The organism is bacterium (assembly GCA_021108215.1).
Taxonomy (GTDB): domain Bacteria; phylum Oederibacteriota; class JAAXVQ01; order JAAXVQ01; family JAUVAV01; genus JAIORK01.
In genome coordinates this window covers 55,169-70,305 of the sequence record JAIORK010000045.1, presented here as the reverse complement: position 1 = coordinate 70,305, position 15,137 = coordinate 55,169, and the positions used below count along the sequence as shown (strand labels likewise).

General features: G+C 47.7%; 17 protein-coding genes. 9 read left to right on the top strand and 8 right to left on the bottom strand.

All coding sequences use genetic code 11. The annotated features are described in order from the left end of the window. Positions 1-77: 77 nt before the first annotated feature. Complete coding sequence (locus K8S19_10375) at positions 78-1,226, bottom strand: small ribosomal subunit Rsm22 family protein (protein ID MCD4814081.1); 1,149 nt, start codon at positions 1,224-1,226, stop codon at positions 78-80. Next, positions 1,226-2,134, bottom strand: a complete 909-nt coding sequence (locus tag K8S19_10370) for a fused MFS/spermidine synthase (protein MCD4814080.1) — start codon at positions 2,132-2,134, stop codon at positions 1,226-1,228. Before K8S19_10370 ends, K8S19_10375 begins: the two co-directional genes overlap by 1 nt. Positions 2,135-2,750: 616 nt before the next feature. On the opposite strand from K8S19_10370, the gene K8S19_10365 reads away from it, so the two are divergent. The 5 genes from K8S19_10365 (at position 2,751) to K8S19_10345 (ending at position 6,984) form a co-directional block, all read left to right on the top strand. Next, positions 2,751-3,284: a hypothetical protein gene (locus K8S19_10365; protein MCD4814079.1), complete on the top strand. Its 534-nt coding sequence runs from the start codon at positions 2,751-2,753 to the stop codon at positions 3,282-3,284. Positions 3,285-3,309: 25 nt separating this feature from the next. Then, complete coding sequence (locus K8S19_10360) at positions 3,310-3,912, top strand: penicillin-binding protein activator LpoB (GenBank protein MCD4814078.1); 603 nt, start codon at positions 3,310-3,312, stop codon at positions 3,910-3,912. 4 nt (positions 3,913-3,916) lie between these two features. Then, a complete protein-coding gene (locus K8S19_10355) occupies positions 3,917-5,239 on the top strand; it encodes a hypothetical protein (protein MCD4814077.1) in 1,323 nt (440 codons plus the stop codon). A 94-nt stretch (positions 5,240-5,333) separates the two neighbouring features. After that, positions 5,334-6,176, top strand: coding sequence for a phosphoribosylaminoimidazolesuccinocarboxamide synthase (locus K8S19_10350; GenBank protein MCD4814076.1), 843 nt, complete (start codon positions 5,334-5,336; stop codon positions 6,174-6,176). A gap of 88 nt (positions 6,177-6,264) precedes the next feature. Then, positions 6,265-6,984: a hypothetical protein gene (locus tag K8S19_10345; GenBank protein MCD4814075.1), complete on the top strand. Its 720-nt coding sequence runs from the start codon at positions 6,265-6,267 to the stop codon at positions 6,982-6,984. A 101-nt stretch (positions 6,985-7,085) separates the two neighbouring features. Here K8S19_10345 and K8S19_10340 read toward each other — a convergent pair whose 3' ends face one another. The 5 genes from K8S19_10340 to K8S19_10320 form a co-directional block, all read right to left on the bottom strand. Next, positions 7,086-7,427, bottom strand: a complete 342-nt coding sequence (locus K8S19_10340) for a P-II family nitrogen regulator (GenBank protein ID MCD4814074.1) — start codon at positions 7,425-7,427, stop codon at positions 7,086-7,088. A 14-nt stretch (positions 7,428-7,441) separates the two neighbouring features. Then, positions 7,442-8,872, bottom strand: coding sequence for an ammonium transporter (locus K8S19_10335; protein ID MCD4814073.1), 1,431 nt, complete (start codon positions 8,870-8,872; stop codon positions 7,442-7,444). 19 nt (positions 8,873-8,891) lie between these two features. After that, positions 8,892-9,650 (bottom strand): hypothetical protein, encoded by a 759-nt coding sequence (locus K8S19_10330; GenBank protein MCD4814072.1) that lies wholly within the window; start codon positions 9,648-9,650, stop codon positions 8,892-8,894. Positions 9,651-9,895: 245 nt separating this feature from the next. Then, the gene (locus tag K8S19_10325) at positions 9,896-11,113 is read right to left on the bottom strand and encodes an HD domain-containing protein (protein MCD4814071.1); all 1,218 of its coding nucleotides are present in this window, start codon (positions 11,111-11,113) and stop codon (positions 9,896-9,898) included. Between the two features lie 371 nt (positions 11,114-11,484). Then, positions 11,485-11,808 (bottom strand): hypothetical protein, encoded by a 324-nt coding sequence (locus tag K8S19_10320; protein MCD4814070.1) that lies wholly within the window; start codon positions 11,806-11,808, stop codon positions 11,485-11,487. Positions 11,809-11,983: 175 nt separating this feature from the next. On the opposite strand from K8S19_10320, the gene K8S19_10315 reads away from it, so the two are divergent. Together K8S19_10315 and msrB are read left to right on the top strand one after the other, a co-directional pair. Further along, positions 11,984-12,598, top strand: coding sequence for a hypothetical protein (locus tag K8S19_10315; GenBank protein ID MCD4814069.1), 615 nt, complete (start codon positions 11,984-11,986; stop codon positions 12,596-12,598). A gap of 202 nt (positions 12,599-12,800) precedes the next feature. Continuing rightward, complete coding sequence (gene msrB, locus K8S19_10310; protein MCD4814068.1) at positions 12,801-13,196, top strand: peptide-methionine (R)-S-oxide reductase MsrB; 396 nt, start codon at positions 12,801-12,803, stop codon at positions 13,194-13,196. Between the two features lie 4 nt (positions 13,197-13,200). Here msrB and K8S19_10305 read toward each other — a convergent pair whose 3' ends face one another. After that, a complete protein-coding gene (locus tag K8S19_10305; GenBank protein MCD4814067.1) occupies positions 13,201-13,506 on the bottom strand; it encodes a translation initiation factor in 306 nt (101 codons plus the stop codon). Positions 13,507-13,681: 175 nt separating this feature from the next. Here K8S19_10305 and K8S19_10300 point away from each other — a divergent pair, with 175 nt between their 5' ends. After that, positions 13,682-14,128 carry an Rrf2 family transcriptional regulator gene (locus K8S19_10300; protein MCD4814066.1) on the top strand — a complete coding sequence of 149 codons (447 nt, stop codon included), beginning with the start codon at positions 13,682-13,684 and terminating at the stop codon, positions 14,126-14,128. A 51-nt stretch (positions 14,129-14,179) separates the two neighbouring features. After that, positions 14,180-15,100: a cysteine synthase A gene (gene cysK, locus K8S19_10295; GenBank protein MCD4814065.1), complete on the top strand. Its 921-nt coding sequence runs from the start codon at positions 14,180-14,182 to the stop codon at positions 15,098-15,100. Positions 15,101-15,137: the final 37 nt, after the last annotated feature.

Below are 15,137 nucleotides of genomic sequence, written 5' to 3'. Positions count from 1 at the left end.
TCACCTTTTATGTACGAATGACAATATTTGAACATTTGTTCAAATATTGTCATAAAGGGTGTGTCCTGTCAAATGAATTATTTTATTGCCCGCGAAAGCACTTCGACGCCAGACCCCTGATGCAGCCGGATACCGTTTTCTTGGCATTCATAATCATGAATGCGGATGTGGTCGCCCCGTTTGAGCGTGAAAAAAAGCGCGTTTGATGCAGCGCGGTTTTTGGGATGCAGCGCAAGACCGAGCCGGCCAGCAGGTCCGCACCCGATAAACCGGATGCGCTTGTTTTTTGAGAGCATGGGTTCAGAGACAATCAGGAATGAACCCGTGGTCAAAGGGGTTTGCGGGGGCGGGCCTGATTTATGAAAAAGAAAGTATGTCATTTTCAGATCATGTTTTTTGAATCCGGATAAGCGGGCCAACTCTTCGGTCAGGGAAGGGGGAGACCAGGGCCAATCAATATGACAACTGTCACTGGGTTTAGAAAGTGCGGGACAATGCATTTGGGTTAGACAGGGCCCGGCAAGTGTGAATCCCTGGTCCAGCAAAGCATTTCTGATCCTAAGGAGGCACCGGGAGGTCTCAGTCAGCGCAGGCTCAATGAGGAGAAGTTGACCCCGGGGTGTGAGATGAGATGCCGCAGATTTAAGGAGTTTAAGAATGCTTTGTTCCCGGGCGGGATCTTTTGGCCACAATTCATTGAGGACATGCTGGAAACTTATGAGATCAAAATGACCTGGCAGGGAAGCGGGGGTGGTCCCGCCGTGCCAGAGGGTCGTGGTGATTTTCTTTTTTTGCTGCTGGATTATTTTTTTTGCAAAAAAGAGCGCTTCGGAGCTTCGATCCAGGGCGGTGACTGATCCGGCATTGAGGTCGCCTGCGGCGGTACCCAGCGGTGCAGCACCGGAGCCCATCTCGAGGATGGTCTTGAATCCCGGGACGAGAGGGTCCAGCACGAACCGCGCCTGGGCGTAAGAAACAGGCCAGAAAAAGAATAGGTATGCACCGAATTGATAGGGATCGGAAAAATAATTTTTCCCGGCCAATTTTCGTTCGCGGGTCAACCCCTGGGATAAGAGGCGTAGTTTTTTTGCGATGGCGGTGGTTTCCTGAAGGCGTAGACGATGGCGCGGTCCGGGGAGGTTGAAATGGTCCCGCCACAATGCAATCAGGTCAGGCAGCTTTTTATTTAAACGTTCGGTGACGGTTGGCTGCGGGAAAAGGGTCATTAGCGGGTGACTTTTTGTTCCATGGATTCGAATTTATCAAACGGTCGCCGGTCGGTTGAAATGCGTCCGTGCTTTTTCAGCACATTCAATTCTTCCGGTGTGGGTTCGACCAGATAGGTTGAAGGTGTGAAGTGCTCCAGACTTATTTTTTTTGAGCGAAAGTGCTTGGTGTTCGTGACCAAACGCTGATAAGCGATCGGCTGTGCAGATGCCATCCGGTAGGTCCAGCCCATACCGAAACAGGGCATATCCACACGTGCGGTGAGGATGTGAGGGAAAACACTCGTGAGGGTTTTGTAGATCGTGGCAAAACTTGTAGGGAAAAGAAAATGATTGTCTGTATGGATGGATAAAATTCCGCCACGGGTAAGGTGTTTTTGACAGATGCGGTAAAATTCCCGGGTATAAAGCATTTTGGAGGGGCCGTGCGGCTCAGTGAGATCAATGATTAAAACGTCAAAAGATTCCCGGGTTGTCTCAAGGTATTGCCGGGCATCCTGGTAAATAATTTCGATTCTCGGATCTTTGCGTACTTTCTGAATAACCGGGTAATGGCGGGTGCAAAAATTAACCACACCTTTATCGATTTCCAGCATCAAGATTCGTTTAAGCGAGGTGTGCTTGGCAACTTCTTCCAGGGAGAAACAATCGCCGCCGCCGATAATACAGACGCTTTTAGGGGCGCGGTGTGCCAGCAAGGGAGCTGCAACGAGGTATTGGTGATACCGGTTTTCATCACGTTCCGAGATCTGGATTTTTCCGTCCAGGAAAAGCATGGTGCCGAATGTTTGATTACGATGTATTTCCATATTCTGGAATTTAGATTTTCCTGCATACAGGCGGGTTCCCGTATACGTATGTCCGAAATCATTGGTCACCCACTCGGTTTTGCGAACCGTTTTTTTCAAAACACGCCTCCTGAAAAAAGTGGACTCATTATGCCACAAGTCGGGGAAATTATATAGTCGATCCTGAAAAACACAAAAAGTGTTGGAAATGTTGAAGAAACAGTAAAAAAGACCTATGCGTCCAACAACACGCATAGGTCGCCACTGATAGTAGGGAATGGTCGCGACCATTCCCTACTCAAACGATTGACCGCGTGAGCTGCCAAAGGACAAAAGTCGGAACAGGGATGAGGATAGACACTAAAAAAAATGGCCACGAAGGCAGGGTATCATCGTATCATCCGAATCCCGGCAGCGTACTTGCTCAATCGTTTGATCAGGCTTCATTGAGTAATGAGTTGCAATTTGACTTTTTCAGGATCGACTGGATTATAAGTATGTAGAAAATACAGTCCTGAGTGAGGAGAACCAAAATTGTTTTTTAAGGTCTAAATTATATATTACGGGCCATCAAAAAGCAGGTGAAGGAGATTTGTATGGGGGACTTAGCGGCACGGCCGCCGTGATATAAATAATTTCCGTTAAAATAATATTTTTCTTGTCTAACACTATCGCGATGGATACAATAGAGGTCGATCGTGTAAAAAAAGTGATTATTTAAATTAATGAGGAGGCTATGATGAATTGGAAATTACGTCTGACAACGGCACTGGTTGCGTTGGTGATGATTGCAGGGATGACAGGTTCGGCGCAGGCTCGGGTGACTGAAAAAGTTGAAGCCATGATTGCGGAGAATTCCCCCTTGAAAGTGAATGATACGGATTTGTGGATTCAAATCGGCGGGCCGCTGGTGGTGGGTATTCAGTATGACAAGTTTGCGACTGCCAATGTTGCTGTTGGCGGCGGTATCGGGACGTATATGAGCGGTCTTTCACTGGATTTGTCATTGAAATACTATTTTTTGACGGGTAAATTTTCGCCGTTTATTAGCGGCGGGCCTGTTTTGTATTATTCCTCACCAAAAGAAAATATATTTGCCATATTTGGATCAGCCGGGCTGAGTTATTTCTTTACTGACGGGTTGGGCCTGTCGCTGGCATTTACGTTTGTTAAGTCATTGACCGAGAGTCAAGAGCCGTTTAGTTATTATCAAATCAATGATAAGATTAATTGGCCTTCGGCCCAGCTCGGTTTGCATTGGAATTTCTAAATACATACTCAAGGAGGAAGTCTGCATGAAAAAGATGATGTTATTGTTGGCAGGTGCGGTGTTGGTTGCAGGGATGAGCAGTTGTTCCATGGAAGTGAAGCGTATTTCATCTGATGAGGTGGTGGACCTGTCCGGGAATTGGAATGATACGGATTCTCAGCTGGTTGCTGAAGAGATGGTCAAAGAAGCTCTCACGCGTCCCTGGTTGGGGAAGCACATGAAAAAACACAGAGGCGAATCACCGAAAGTGATTGTCGGGACCATTAAAAATAAGTCGGACGAACATATTGCCATTGATACTTTCCAGAAAGATATTGAAAGAGAGTTGACCAATTCCGGCATGGTTGAATTTGTGACAGGCAAGGGTGAGCGGGATGAAATGCGCGCAGAGCGTGAAGATCAGCAGACATATTCGTCTGACTCAACCCGCAAAGAAATGTATGCTGAAACCGGTGCGGATTATATGATGCAAGGTACGATTTCCAAGATCACGGATGCCCGGGGGGGCAAGCATACCTTCTATTACCAGGTGGATATGGAATTGGTGGATATGCAGCGCAATATTAAAATTTGGTACGGGAATAAGAAAATCAAGAAATTCATCAAACGTCCGGGCGCGCGTTTCTAATCACGTGTGTATTCAACGTTTGGCCATTGTTTTTCCTGCGAGTGTGCTGTTGGCGTTTCTTGTGACCGGGTGCGGCGGTATTCACGTCGCCACTCAGTTGGCCAACAGTACATCGCAGGGTGATTATGCTTCTGCTTTGGAGTTGTTGGAAAAGAAAAAAAGCCAGTATTCCGGCGCCAACAACTTAATCTACTATTTTGAGCGGGGAAGCCTGCTCCAGCGGACGGCTGATTATAAAACCAGTGTGAAGGAACTCAATACAGCTGAGCAATTGATTGAGGAATTGTACGGCACCAGCGTGACCCAGGCAGCCACTTCCTTTCTTGTCAATGACATGTCCATGGATTATGTGGGAGAGGATTTTGAGCAGATCATGGTGCATGTTTTTAAAGAACTCGATTTTCTATATATGAACAAGCTTAATAGTGCGCTGGTCGAGGCCCGCAAGGTCAATACACGGCTGGTTAAACTTTCCGGTAAGTATGGGAAAGAAGCGATTTATAAAGAGGATGCGTTCGCCCGGTATATGGCTGCGTTTGCCCATGAGGCCACCGGCGAATACAATAGCGCTTACATTGACTACAAATTGGCATACAAGGCATTTGGGAAATATGAGAAGCACTACGGTATGCCGGTACCGGAAGTGATCAAAAGTGATCTTATCCGGCTCTCGCGCTGGATGGGGTTTGATGATCAATACCGTCAGTGGCGGAAAGAATTTGGTAAGGATATTTTAGATGCCGGGAGACGTCCGCACAAACGCAGTGAAGTGATGATTGTGGTGTATGACGGCATGATTCCGGGAAAAATTACCAAGCGTATTGCAGCCCCGATTAGGACCCCGGACGGGAATCCTTATGTGCTCAAAGTTGCATTTCCGGCATTTAAGCCGCGTAGAAATGTGGTGGATTATATTCGCGTAGGACTTGCGGATGGCACTGTGGTGACCAGCGAAATGATGGAGCCGCTCGATGCCATTGCTTATAAAAATCTGGAACAGCGGATCGGGTTGATCTCGGTCAAAGCGATTGCCCGCGCCACCACTAAATATATCGCGGCTTACCAGGTTAGAAAAGCTGCGGGGAATAATCTGGCAGTAAATATTTTATCCAATGTGTATACCCTGGCTACGGAACAGGCAGATACCCGTTCCTGGCGGACATTGCCGAATAAGTTTCATGTTTTGCGAATACCGCTGTCGGCAGGTGAGCATTCCCTGGAGGTCAGGTTGCGGACAGTACGCGGCAGTACGGTTTCGCTTCCGCCGATTGAGGTGGTGCTGAAAAAGGGGCGTAAAAAAGTTATTCCTTTATACATTCCCCGCTAAAAATCGTGATCGACCCATGGTCCGGAAACATTATAAAAACAAATAATGAAAGGGGTTGGACAGTGTGCCTGAAAAAATAATTGAGATACCCGGCATGCAGATGGTGAAACAGGGAAAAGTCAGAGATATTTATAATGCAGGTGAGGAGCTGCTTTTGGTGGCTTCGGACCGTATTTCAGCCTATGATGTCATTTTGCCGACCCATGTTCCCGGGAAAGGCAGTATTTTAACCGGGATTTCCCGGTTTTGGTTTAAGCGGTTTGAGGAAATTATTCCCAACCATTTGTCGCAGAGAAAGCTGCAAGATCTGATAAAAGATGAGTCCCTGTTGGGCATACTGGAATCGCGTTCCATGCTGGTGAAAAAAGCCGAACCTTTGGCTGTGGAAGCCATTGTGCGCGGATATCTTTCCGGCTCAGGTTGGAAAGAGTACCAGTCAAAAGGGACGGTTTGCGGCATCCAACTTCCGGCAGGATTGCGTGAATCGGATAAGTTGCCTGAACCTATTTTTACGCCCTCGACCAAAGCGGATGTGGGAGATCATGATGAGAACATCTCGTTTGAAAAAGCCGCCGGGATCATCGGCCAAGAGCGCGCAGAGCAGGTCCGGGATTTCAGCCTCCGCATTTATAAAGCGGCTTCCGACTACGCCCGTACACGCGGGATTATCATTGCGGACACGAAATTTGAATTCGGGATTTATAACAATGAATTGATCTTGATTGATGAAGTGTTGACGCCGGATTCCTCCCGTTTTTGGCCTGAGGATCAATACAAACCCGGCCAGGGTCAGCCCTCGTATGATAAACAATATGTGCGGGATTGGTTGTCGCAGTCAGGATGGGATAAAACCCCGCCCGGCCCGGAATTACCTCCGGAAGTTGTGGAAAACACAGCAGCCAAGTATCATGAGATTGTAAAAATACTCTGTCCGTAAAAAAATAAGAACCAAAAGGGCGGAAAGTGTTTCAAATATAGGAAGGCTGTTTACTGTTCTTGTAAAGCAGTCAAAGACAACAGGAGGCATGATGATGAAACGGTTTGTGACGGTAAATCTCGTTGGGCTTTTTTTATTGGGAATGGCGGCAGGTGCTTTTGCCAAACCGCGTATTTACAAGTGGGTGGAAGACAAAAGAGTTTCTTCAAACGATGTGCTGCGTAAATCCCAATATTTGCGGGTAGTGCCTATGAGCGAGGCGCAGACGCTGGCAGTGGTCAAACGTATTATGACGGATGAACTGTATATGGCGCTCGCCCAGTATCATACCACACGGCATCAAATGGACGCGGAAACCACCCCCGATACAGTGCTGCCGGAAGAAGTGGTTCGTCAGGCGGAATTTGATCTGATTGACGAGAATTACCGTTTTATTTTAAAAGTGAAGCTCAAACCCTATGGCAATCGGACCCGGGTCACGGCAAAAGCAGTGCCGGTATACCGGATACGTGATGCTGAAGCGGAAGAAGCCCGGGATGACGATGATACGGTTGGCGGCAATTCCATTGAAGTCAAGGTACAGGCCGGCCGGGGAAGTGTTGTGGCTTTGGGCCCGATTGTGATTGCGCCGATTCTGGGGTTTCCCGGCGACTATGGGATCAGACCCTTGCCCGAGGCACAGAAAAGAGCCGGTGAGATAGTGAAATCGTTTAACTATTTTATGGACCAACATCTCAAAGGGTTGAGGAGCAATGCTCCCTCGGATGAAGGCTCTGAAGTGAACATTAAGGTGAAAAGCGCATACTAATGGTCCGGGGTTTACGCAAGTAACAGGAGAATGATGGGGTAACGGAGGGACACCGCAGGACCGACATTTTGTCGGCGTACCCGCATCATTCTCCTGTGTGGTTAGCCAATGGCTTCCTTGCCTTTTTCACCAGTACGGATGCGGTAGCAATCTACCAGCTCAGTAACGAAAATTTTGCCGTCACCGATGGTATCTGTACAAGCACTTTCCATAATGGTGTCAATGACGGTTTTAAGGAAGGCGTCGTTGACTGCAATTTCCAGACGTACTTTTTTCAGAAGATTAATAGTGATTTTATTTCCGCGATAGTTTTCCTCGAAGCCCATCTGCTGGCCGCATCCCAAGGCATTGGTGACCGACATTTTGCCGACACCGGCGGCTGCAAGGGCGTCTTTGACCTCGGTTAGCTTCTGAGGTTGAATATAAGCAATAACGAGTTTCATGATTTGTTCCTCCCTTATTCCGTTGTGAAGATCTGGAATCCACTATATGATTCCACACCATGTTCGGTGATGTCCAGACCCCGCAGTTCGTCTTCTTTGCTGACCCGAAGTACCTTGCTTGCCTTGATCGCGCCAAAGAGAATCAACCCGGTTGCCATGCACCAGGCAAATACAGCCACAACACCGATAAACTGGCTGACGAGCAGAGACAGGCCGCCGCCATCCAGCAAACCGGAAATGCCGCCAAATTCTCTGGAAGCGAAAATACCGACTGCCAGGGTTCCGAAAGCACCGCAGACACCGTGTACGCTGATCGCACCGACCGGATCATCAATTTTGAGCACTTTGTCAATAAACTCAACCGAGAGGACCACCAAGATGCCGGCAGACAGACCGATAATAATTGCCGCCATGGGCGAAACATTGGCGCATCCGGCTGTGATGGCTACCAGACCGGCGAGGACACCATTTAAAGCCATGGTCGGTTCCGGTTTTTTATCTTTGATCCAGACCGTGATGAGGGCACCAATGGCACCTGCCGCAGCAGCCAGATTGGTCGTGACCGCAATCAGACCGATGTTCTGGCTTGCTTCTGTGGTGCTGCCGGCATTAAATCCAAACCAGCTGAACCAGAGGATAAAAACACCCAAGGCTGCCAGAGGAATATTGTGACCCATAATGGCTTTTGATTCGCCTTTTGGTCCGTATTTACCCAAACGCGGTCCGATGATGATGGCGCCTGTCAAGGCAAGCCATCCACCCACTGAGTGGACAACGGTTGATCCGGCAAAATCGACCATGGGTGTTGCCAGCTTACTGAGCCATCCTCCGCCCCATATCCAATGTCCGGACACCGGGTAGATTATCAAGGTGATAAAAACACTAAAGATAAGGTAGCCGACGAATTTGGTGCGTTCCGCCATGGCACCGGAAACAATGGTGGCTGCCGTGGCTGCGAAAACCACCTGGAACATCCAGAAGGCGTACTGCCACATGCCGTCTTTGCCGGCAGTGTTGGCGGAAGAAAGAAAAAAACCATCACTACCAAAGAAGCCCATTTTATCTGCGCCAAACATAATCCCGAAACCGAGGACGAAAAAAGAGATTGAGCCGATCGAGAAATCCATCAAATTTTTCATCATGATATTACCGGCGTTTTTAGAGCGGGTGAGTCCGGCTTCCAGCATGGCAAAACCCGGTTGCATGAACATGACCAGAATGGCTGCAATGAGGATCCAGACCCAATTGGCTGAGTCCTGGGCAGCGCTGGCGGCATCTTTAGCTTCCATAATGAGGGAAGCGATGTTTGCCGCCGGTGCTTTAACAACGGCATCGCTTGCTATGGTTGTGGTTTCCAGGATCGGGGCATCTTCAGCCCCGGCGATTGCGACCCATCCTGCGGTGGTTAAAAGCAGTGTGATTAAAAAACTCTTGAGAAATTTCATCATTATCACCTATCTTTCTTTAGAGAGTTAGCGAGACAGTCAGTGAAAACAGCGCATAACTGGATTTGTCAAGCGCTTCACTGATATCGCTGTCGAGCAAATAACTGTAGACAACACCGGGTGTCACACTGATGCCGGAAATCGAAAGGGGTAATCCCAGGGAAACAACCAGATCAACCGGTTTGGCTTCATCGATCCCGAAGTAACCCCGATTATAAGAACCGCTGCCATAACCGGCGGACAGACCGAGATCAATCCCGGTCAAGGGTCCTGCGGTCAAGGAGAAGCTGTGTCCGAGGCTTAGCATAAAATAGGAGCCTTTGACCTCATCAACATCTGAATATACAGCCAGGGTTGGACTGGCAATTACATCGCCTGAGACCGAGGCGTATAATTCGTGGGTGGTTGATCCCAGGCCGGGGAAAATATACGAGATGATTCCGGCGCTAAGACCCACTTTTCCAAAAGAGTAACTATAGTCCAGTGTCAAATCAACTTCAGTGAATTCGCCGGAGCGATTGCCGTAACCGGCTTCTTCGCCAAAACCGGTTATGTCCATATTGCCCCAAAGGTTGAAGCTCAGTCCGTTGGAACCTGCGACAGTCAATGAAGGCTGCAAGACCGGCTCTTCATTGGCTAAAATGCCGCGCCATACATACTGTGATACCACCGGGATGTCCAAGGTGACATCCGCGGCATAAACGGCGGGCGTGATGATTGAGGCGGTGATGAGTAGTGCAACTGTGAATACGGTTAGCTTTTTCATGAATGTTTTCATTTTATTTTCTCCTGGAATTTTTTTTTGAGACTGCCGTACTTCTATGTTCATCCCTCCTTGCTAAATAGTTTAGTCTCATATTCATGACATTAGATAATGCAAATGTCGTGCCAAACGGCAGGACAGGAAAAAACGCCTGTTTTTAAAGGGGGAGTTGAATAAAACGCGAAAAATTAAGTTTGCATAAAAATACAAAAAAGTAGGAATAAAAAAAATAAATACAAAAATGAAATAATGTTGTTTTTTTAGTCCAGATTGTGATAGAGGCGGCCGAAGTCGATACCGGCGATATGCTTGTGCTCGCTTTGATAGATATACTTGATGTTTTTCTTGGCATCATGCAGGTCCTGGCTGGCGCTGCCATTGAGGGTGGCCACATGTGCCTCGATAAACGCTGCCAGCATGTCTGCGGCCTTGATTAATTTTCCATCGCGGGGATTGAACCGGTCGTGGTTGTATTTTTGATTAATAGTGTCATTGTCCACCTTATCATTGATTTTATTATTAATCACCACCGTGTTGGAAAATTCATGTTCAGTAAACATTTTGATGTCCGTGTGCCAGGCACTGGGCAAGATACTGTAAACCTCTTTTTGCATCATCTCGACTTCATAGTCTTTGATGAGGTCATCCAGCCCTTCGACCGCGCGCTTGACCGGTGAGATGATATCCCGGGTGAGCACTTCAGGGAGATCATGGAAAAGTCCGGTAAAAAAATTGTTGATGGCCCGTTGCGGGCAGGCGTTGATTTCCAGGGAAAAAAGGTAAGAGACGATGGCCACAAAAAGCATGTGTCCCATCACCGATGTTTTGGGAATGCGGTAGATATTGGACCAGCGGATCTGGAAACGAAGCTCGCCGCAAAGGTTGATAAAACGGGTTATATTTTTATCCTTCACCAACCGTTGGAATCCGGGGAGGTTGCTGTATTTGGCCTGTTTGCTTTGGATGTCGGCTTTGATTTCTTCGATGTCATAGCTGTTGGGGTTGGCCTTTTCGATGATATCAAATTCCCATTTGGTGGCATAAAAATGGGCGGCGCTTAAAATTTGGCGGTTGATGTTCTCATCGGTTTGGGTGAAGTAGTTCTGGAAACGCTCGCAAAAATCTTTTCCCAAGGGCGCCAGGATATCTTTGAGATGCTCCTCGTAGACCCAATTGTTAAGCCGCCGGTATTTATCAGCGTCGGACCTGATTTTATGAAAAACCGGGGGTTTGAGGTCTGTCAGGACAATTCGTTGCAATAATTCGAAAATACCGCCCTCAATGATTTCGATCCAGTTGAACCCCGGGGTTGTTTCTTCTGATTTTCCCAGGCAGTAGGCAATCACCATTTTGTGGGCCTGTTTGTCCAATTCTGTCAAATCGACAGGTCGCACTTTGTCATTCCAGCGCTGAATGAATGCCGCATCAAATAATTTCATAAGCATCGATTTTTGGATGGAAGGTTTATGTGGTACCATGGTAATCCCCCTGCAATGGTTTTTAAACATACTTGCAAATGCGAACCGGACATGCAAGGGAAAACCGGCGGCATAGGTTACGAAGTATTTGAACTTTAACGATCGTTAAGATTCAAATACGGTCAATTTTTTATTTTCAGCACATTGCGATTTTAGTACTGTAACGGATCGCTTGCCGGCACAGCAGCGTCGCCGTTGGGATGGGATTTAGATGTCTTGCTTCCAGGGATGGTTTTTGTGATCCGTGTCGGCCTCTTCAGTAAAGTGTTTGAGCGGGAATAGTTGCAGAAAAAATTTCAGGGAAATAAAAATACTCTGTGTATTGAAAAACATGTTTTTTTCCTTTGTCGAAAAAGATATTGGTAGTATGGTTAGTTTTGTACTGACTGCTCAAGGGATGACTGCAGGTGCTCGAGCTTCTGTGTTTGCTGCGGCGCCAGATGACCGTACATCGATGTGAGCATCAGTTCCCAGCGGGATTTGGCCATGGCCTGCAGGCATAATTTGCGGTAAAAACGCTGGTCCGACGGATGGGTGCAGTGCAGCAATAATCGATAGTGGCGAACCACCTCGCTGATAAGATTAATCCAGGCATGGGAGTATTCGGGAGGCAGTGAACAGGCGGTGGAGCTGTAAGTAAGCCACCACTTTTGAATAAGATCTGAAGAAGGACGGACAAGATAAGTGCTTTGCATTTGGTGGATCCCCCCGAATGAATGACGGTAATGTGTACTAAAAGAATATCGGACTTTTAGTGCAAAAACTTGAATTTTTTTTTGACCCTTATAGGGTTGAATAGCCGGACAGTGCATGGGAATTTCATAACAAAAAAAGATGATTGAATCCCAACCGGGAGTCGGTGAGTCATTGATGAAAACGATTTGGAAAGAAAAATTTCGCTCAGATAAAAGTGATGATCTGTTTGAGGAAATGGACGGTCCGCCCCGTGTTGTTCTGGTTGCGGCCGGGTTGTTGCTGGTCTTTTTTTTAGTAGGGAGTATTTATCTTTTTGTTTCAGGTCCCTTTCGCGGGATTGAGGTGGTGGCGCCGTCTGAGTTGTCGGAAATATCAGTGGTACTGACCGACTACCAAGGGACACTGGTCGGTTTGGAAAAGCAGCGTAGGATTGTTCGCACAGCGATTCGCGAGTTGGGCATTGCGCAAGGGACCCCGATTACACTTTTTGCTCAGAGCCCGTTTCGAATGCGGCCGATTGATATTGTCTGCCGGGTCGGTTATATTCTGCCGTTGGATTATTCTTTGGAGAACCTTCCATCAGGCGTGGTCCAGGAGACCATTCATCCCGGCAAACGGTTGGTGGTGCGGGTAAGCGGGCATGGGAATTTTACCGGGAACAAAGCCTACAAGGCGGCGGTCAAAGCATTGCGTCCCATGGGGCTGGCGCCGGATGATGGCGGGCGCTTTGAGGTGAAAGTACGGTTGGATAATCGTAAGAGCATTGAGCATTGGATTCCGGTCCGCTAAAATAAATGATTGCTAAAAAGCGTCCGGGAGCGTAAAACAAGGATGTGAACATTTTAGGAGGTTGCATATGAAAACAATCAATTCGGCTCTTTTTTTAGCGGTGTGGATGCTGGGCGGTATGGCAGTTGGCAGCGGATTCGCGGCGGATGCCGTGGGGAATCAGCAAATGAAGGTGTTTTCAGAAGCGAAGAAGGGGTACGTCATGACAGACAAAGTTGAAAAAACCGAGGCACAATGGAAAGCGGCGTTGACCCCTGAGCAATATAAGATTATTCGTTTGAAGGGAACGGAACCGGCATTTGGCGGTGCGTTCTGGAACCATCATGAAAGTGGTATTTACCAGTGTGTTGCCTGCGGTAATGACCTGTTTAGTTCAACGACCAAATATAATTCCGGGACCGGCTGGCCCAGTTTTTGGCAGGCGATTGCTATGGCGAATATCTCACTCGCCCCGGATCGTACATTGGGTGCTCCGCGCACCGAAGTATTATGCAGTCGCTGTCAAGCCCATCTGGGGCATGTTTTTGATGATGGGCCTAAACCCACGGGAAAACGCTACTGCATCAATTCGGAATCTTTGAAGTTTGTAGCGAAGTAAAAAATCAGCCGGAGACTTTGTAACCTTTCAAAACCAGCAGGGGCCGGAGTTTTTCCCGGAAATCCCCCTGGATTTCAATATGGTGATCTTTGACCGTGCCGCCGGTGCCGCATTTTTGTTTGAACTCTTTGCATACCTTTTTTAGCGCGTCGTCTGATAGTGCCAACCTTTCAATGATGGTCACTGATTTTCCGCCACGTCCTTTTTTTTCGATGCGTAAAAGCGCTTTTCCCAACCCTGGTGCCTTTTTACCCGGGGTTGCTTTTGGGGGAAGGTCAGAGTAGACGAGTTCGTAATCCGGATCAGACATGAAAGACTCCTTTGGTTAGGTTGGAAGTATCCTATAGGAAAAAAAGGGAAAAATCAATTCCATAGGGCGCCGGCCACCGGAATACGAAAAAGATTAAAAAAAAAATTTTTTTATTGACCTTTCTAATCATTACCAATACCATCATCTTAGTAATGATTAGAAAGGTGTTGGAATAATGAAGGTTTCTACCAAAGGGCGGTATGCACTGAGAGCGTTGCTGGAAATGGCGGAAAATAACTCGGGAAAACCGATTTTTTTATCGTATATTGCCAACCGGCAGGCGATTCCTGAGAGGTATTTGATTCATATTTTTGGGGCGCTGCGCAAGGCAGGGATTGTGAATAGCTATCGTGGCGCTAAAGGCGGATTTCAATTGGCCCGACAACCCAAGGATATTTCTCTGGCAGATGTTCTCGACGCAGCCGAAGGTCCGGTACAACTATTGGACTGTCTGCAAAATCAGTATGAGAATTGCAACCGGTTGTCTTTTTGTGCGACCCGGTCGATTTGGGAGAAGGTTAATCAAGAGGTGAAAGTTGTTTTTGAGAATATGACGCTGGCCCAGATGCAAATCATGTTTCGCAAAGAAAAGGAAAATGTTGAAGGGAATTATTCAATCTGAAAAAAATCAATAAAGGGATCATATCCACAAAAACAAGAAAGAGTGATGAACATGAAAATCAGTAATAGTATTTTGGATTTAGTCGGGAAGACACCTTTGGTACGCTTGAAAAATATGGCCAAGGATTTGAAGGCTGAGGTTTTGGTGAAGTTAGAGTCGTTTAACCCCGGTGCCAGTGTGAAGGACCGTATTACGCTGTCAATGATTGCTGCAGCGGAGCAGCAAGGCGTATTGCGCCCGGGTGGGGTTATTATTGAACCCACCAGCGGGAATACGGGTATTGGCCTGGCCATGGTTTGTGCGGTTAAGGGATATCGCTTGATATTGACCATGCCGGATACGATGAGCATGGAACGGAGGCAGATATTGAATGCCCTGGGTGCGGAGATTATTCTCACACCCGGCGCAGAAGGTATGCGCGGGGCGATTTCCCGGGCGGAAAAACTCGCGGCCGAGATGCCCGGGGCCCACATACCCCAGCAATTTAAAAATTCGGCTAATCCTGAGATCCATCGCAAAACAACCGCAGTGGAGATATGGGATGATACGGATGGCAAAGTGGATATTTTTGTGGCAGGTGTGGGAACCGGCGGAACTATTACCGGGGTCGGTGAGGTTTTAAAATCACGTAAACCGGAAGTGAATGTGGTGGCCGTGGAACCCGCCACCTCGCCGGTTTTATCCGGCGGGAAACCGGGACCGCATAAAATTCAAGGGATCGGTGCCGGGTTTATTCCGGACGTGCTTAATCGTGATATTATTGATGAGGTGATCACTGTGGTGGATGAAGAGGCCGGTGAAGCAGCCAGGCGGTTGGCACGGGAGGAAGGTATCTTAGCAGGGATTTCTACCGGGGCCAATGTTCATGCTGCGCTGGTGACGGCACGCCGCCCGGAAAATGCCGGCAAGACAATTGTGACAATTGGTTGTGACACAGGTGAACGCTATCTTTCTACCTGGGTTTTTAATTAAAAATATTTTTGTCTGACTTTAAAAATACAGCACTTAG

What these genes read in the sequence shown, in the direction of transcription:
- K8S19_10375 (MCD4814081.1), bottom strand. Translation starts at nt 1,226, where the DNA reads ATGACCCTTTTCCCGCAGCCAACCGTCACCGAACGTTTAAATAAAAAG.
- K8S19_10365 (MCD4814079.1), top strand. Translation starts at nt 2,751, where the DNA reads ATGATGAATTGGAAATTACGTCTGACAACGGCACTGGTTGCGTTGGTG.
- K8S19_10360 (MCD4814078.1), top strand. Translation starts at nt 3,310, where the DNA reads ATGAAAAAGATGATGTTATTGTTGGCAGGTGCGGTGTTGGTTGCAGGG.
- K8S19_10350 (MCD4814076.1), top strand. Translation starts at nt 5,334, where the DNA reads ATGCAGATGGTGAAACAGGGAAAAGTCAGAGATATTTATAATGCAGGT.
- K8S19_10345 (MCD4814075.1), top strand. Translation starts at nt 6,265, where the DNA reads ATGATGATGAAACGGTTTGTGACGGTAAATCTCGTTGGGCTTTTTTTA.
- K8S19_10340 (MCD4814074.1), bottom strand. Translation starts at nt 7,427, where the DNA reads ATGAAACTCGTTATTGCTTATATTCAACCTCAGAAGCTAACCGAGGTC.
- K8S19_10335 (MCD4814073.1), bottom strand. Translation starts at nt 8,872, where the DNA reads ATGAAATTTCTCAAGAGTTTTTTAATCACACTGCTTTTAACCACCGCA.
- K8S19_10330 (MCD4814072.1), bottom strand. Translation starts at nt 9,650, where the DNA reads ATGAAAACATTCATGAAAAAGCTAACCGTATTCACAGTTGCACTACTC.
- K8S19_10325 (MCD4814071.1), bottom strand. Translation starts at nt 11,113, where the DNA reads ATGGTACCACATAAACCTTCCATCCAAAAATCGATGCTTATGAAATTA.
- K8S19_10320 (MCD4814070.1), bottom strand. Translation starts at nt 11,808, where the DNA reads ATGCAAAGCACTTATCTTGTCCGTCCTTCTTCAGATCTTATTCAAAAG.
- K8S19_10315 (MCD4814069.1), top strand. Translation starts at nt 11,984, where the DNA reads ATGAAAACGATTTGGAAAGAAAAATTTCGCTCAGATAAAAGTGATGAT.
- msrB (MCD4814068.1), top strand. Translation starts at nt 12,801, where the DNA reads ATGACAGACAAAGTTGAAAAAACCGAGGCACAATGGAAAGCGGCGTTG.
- K8S19_10305 (MCD4814067.1), bottom strand. Translation starts at nt 13,506, where the DNA reads ATGTCTGATCCGGATTACGAACTCGTCTACTCTGACCTTCCCCCAAAA.
- K8S19_10300 (MCD4814066.1), top strand. Translation starts at nt 13,682, where the DNA reads ATGAAGGTTTCTACCAAAGGGCGGTATGCACTGAGAGCGTTGCTGGAA.
- cysK (MCD4814065.1), top strand. Translation starts at nt 14,180, where the DNA reads ATGAAAATCAGTAATAGTATTTTGGATTTAGTCGGGAAGACACCTTTG.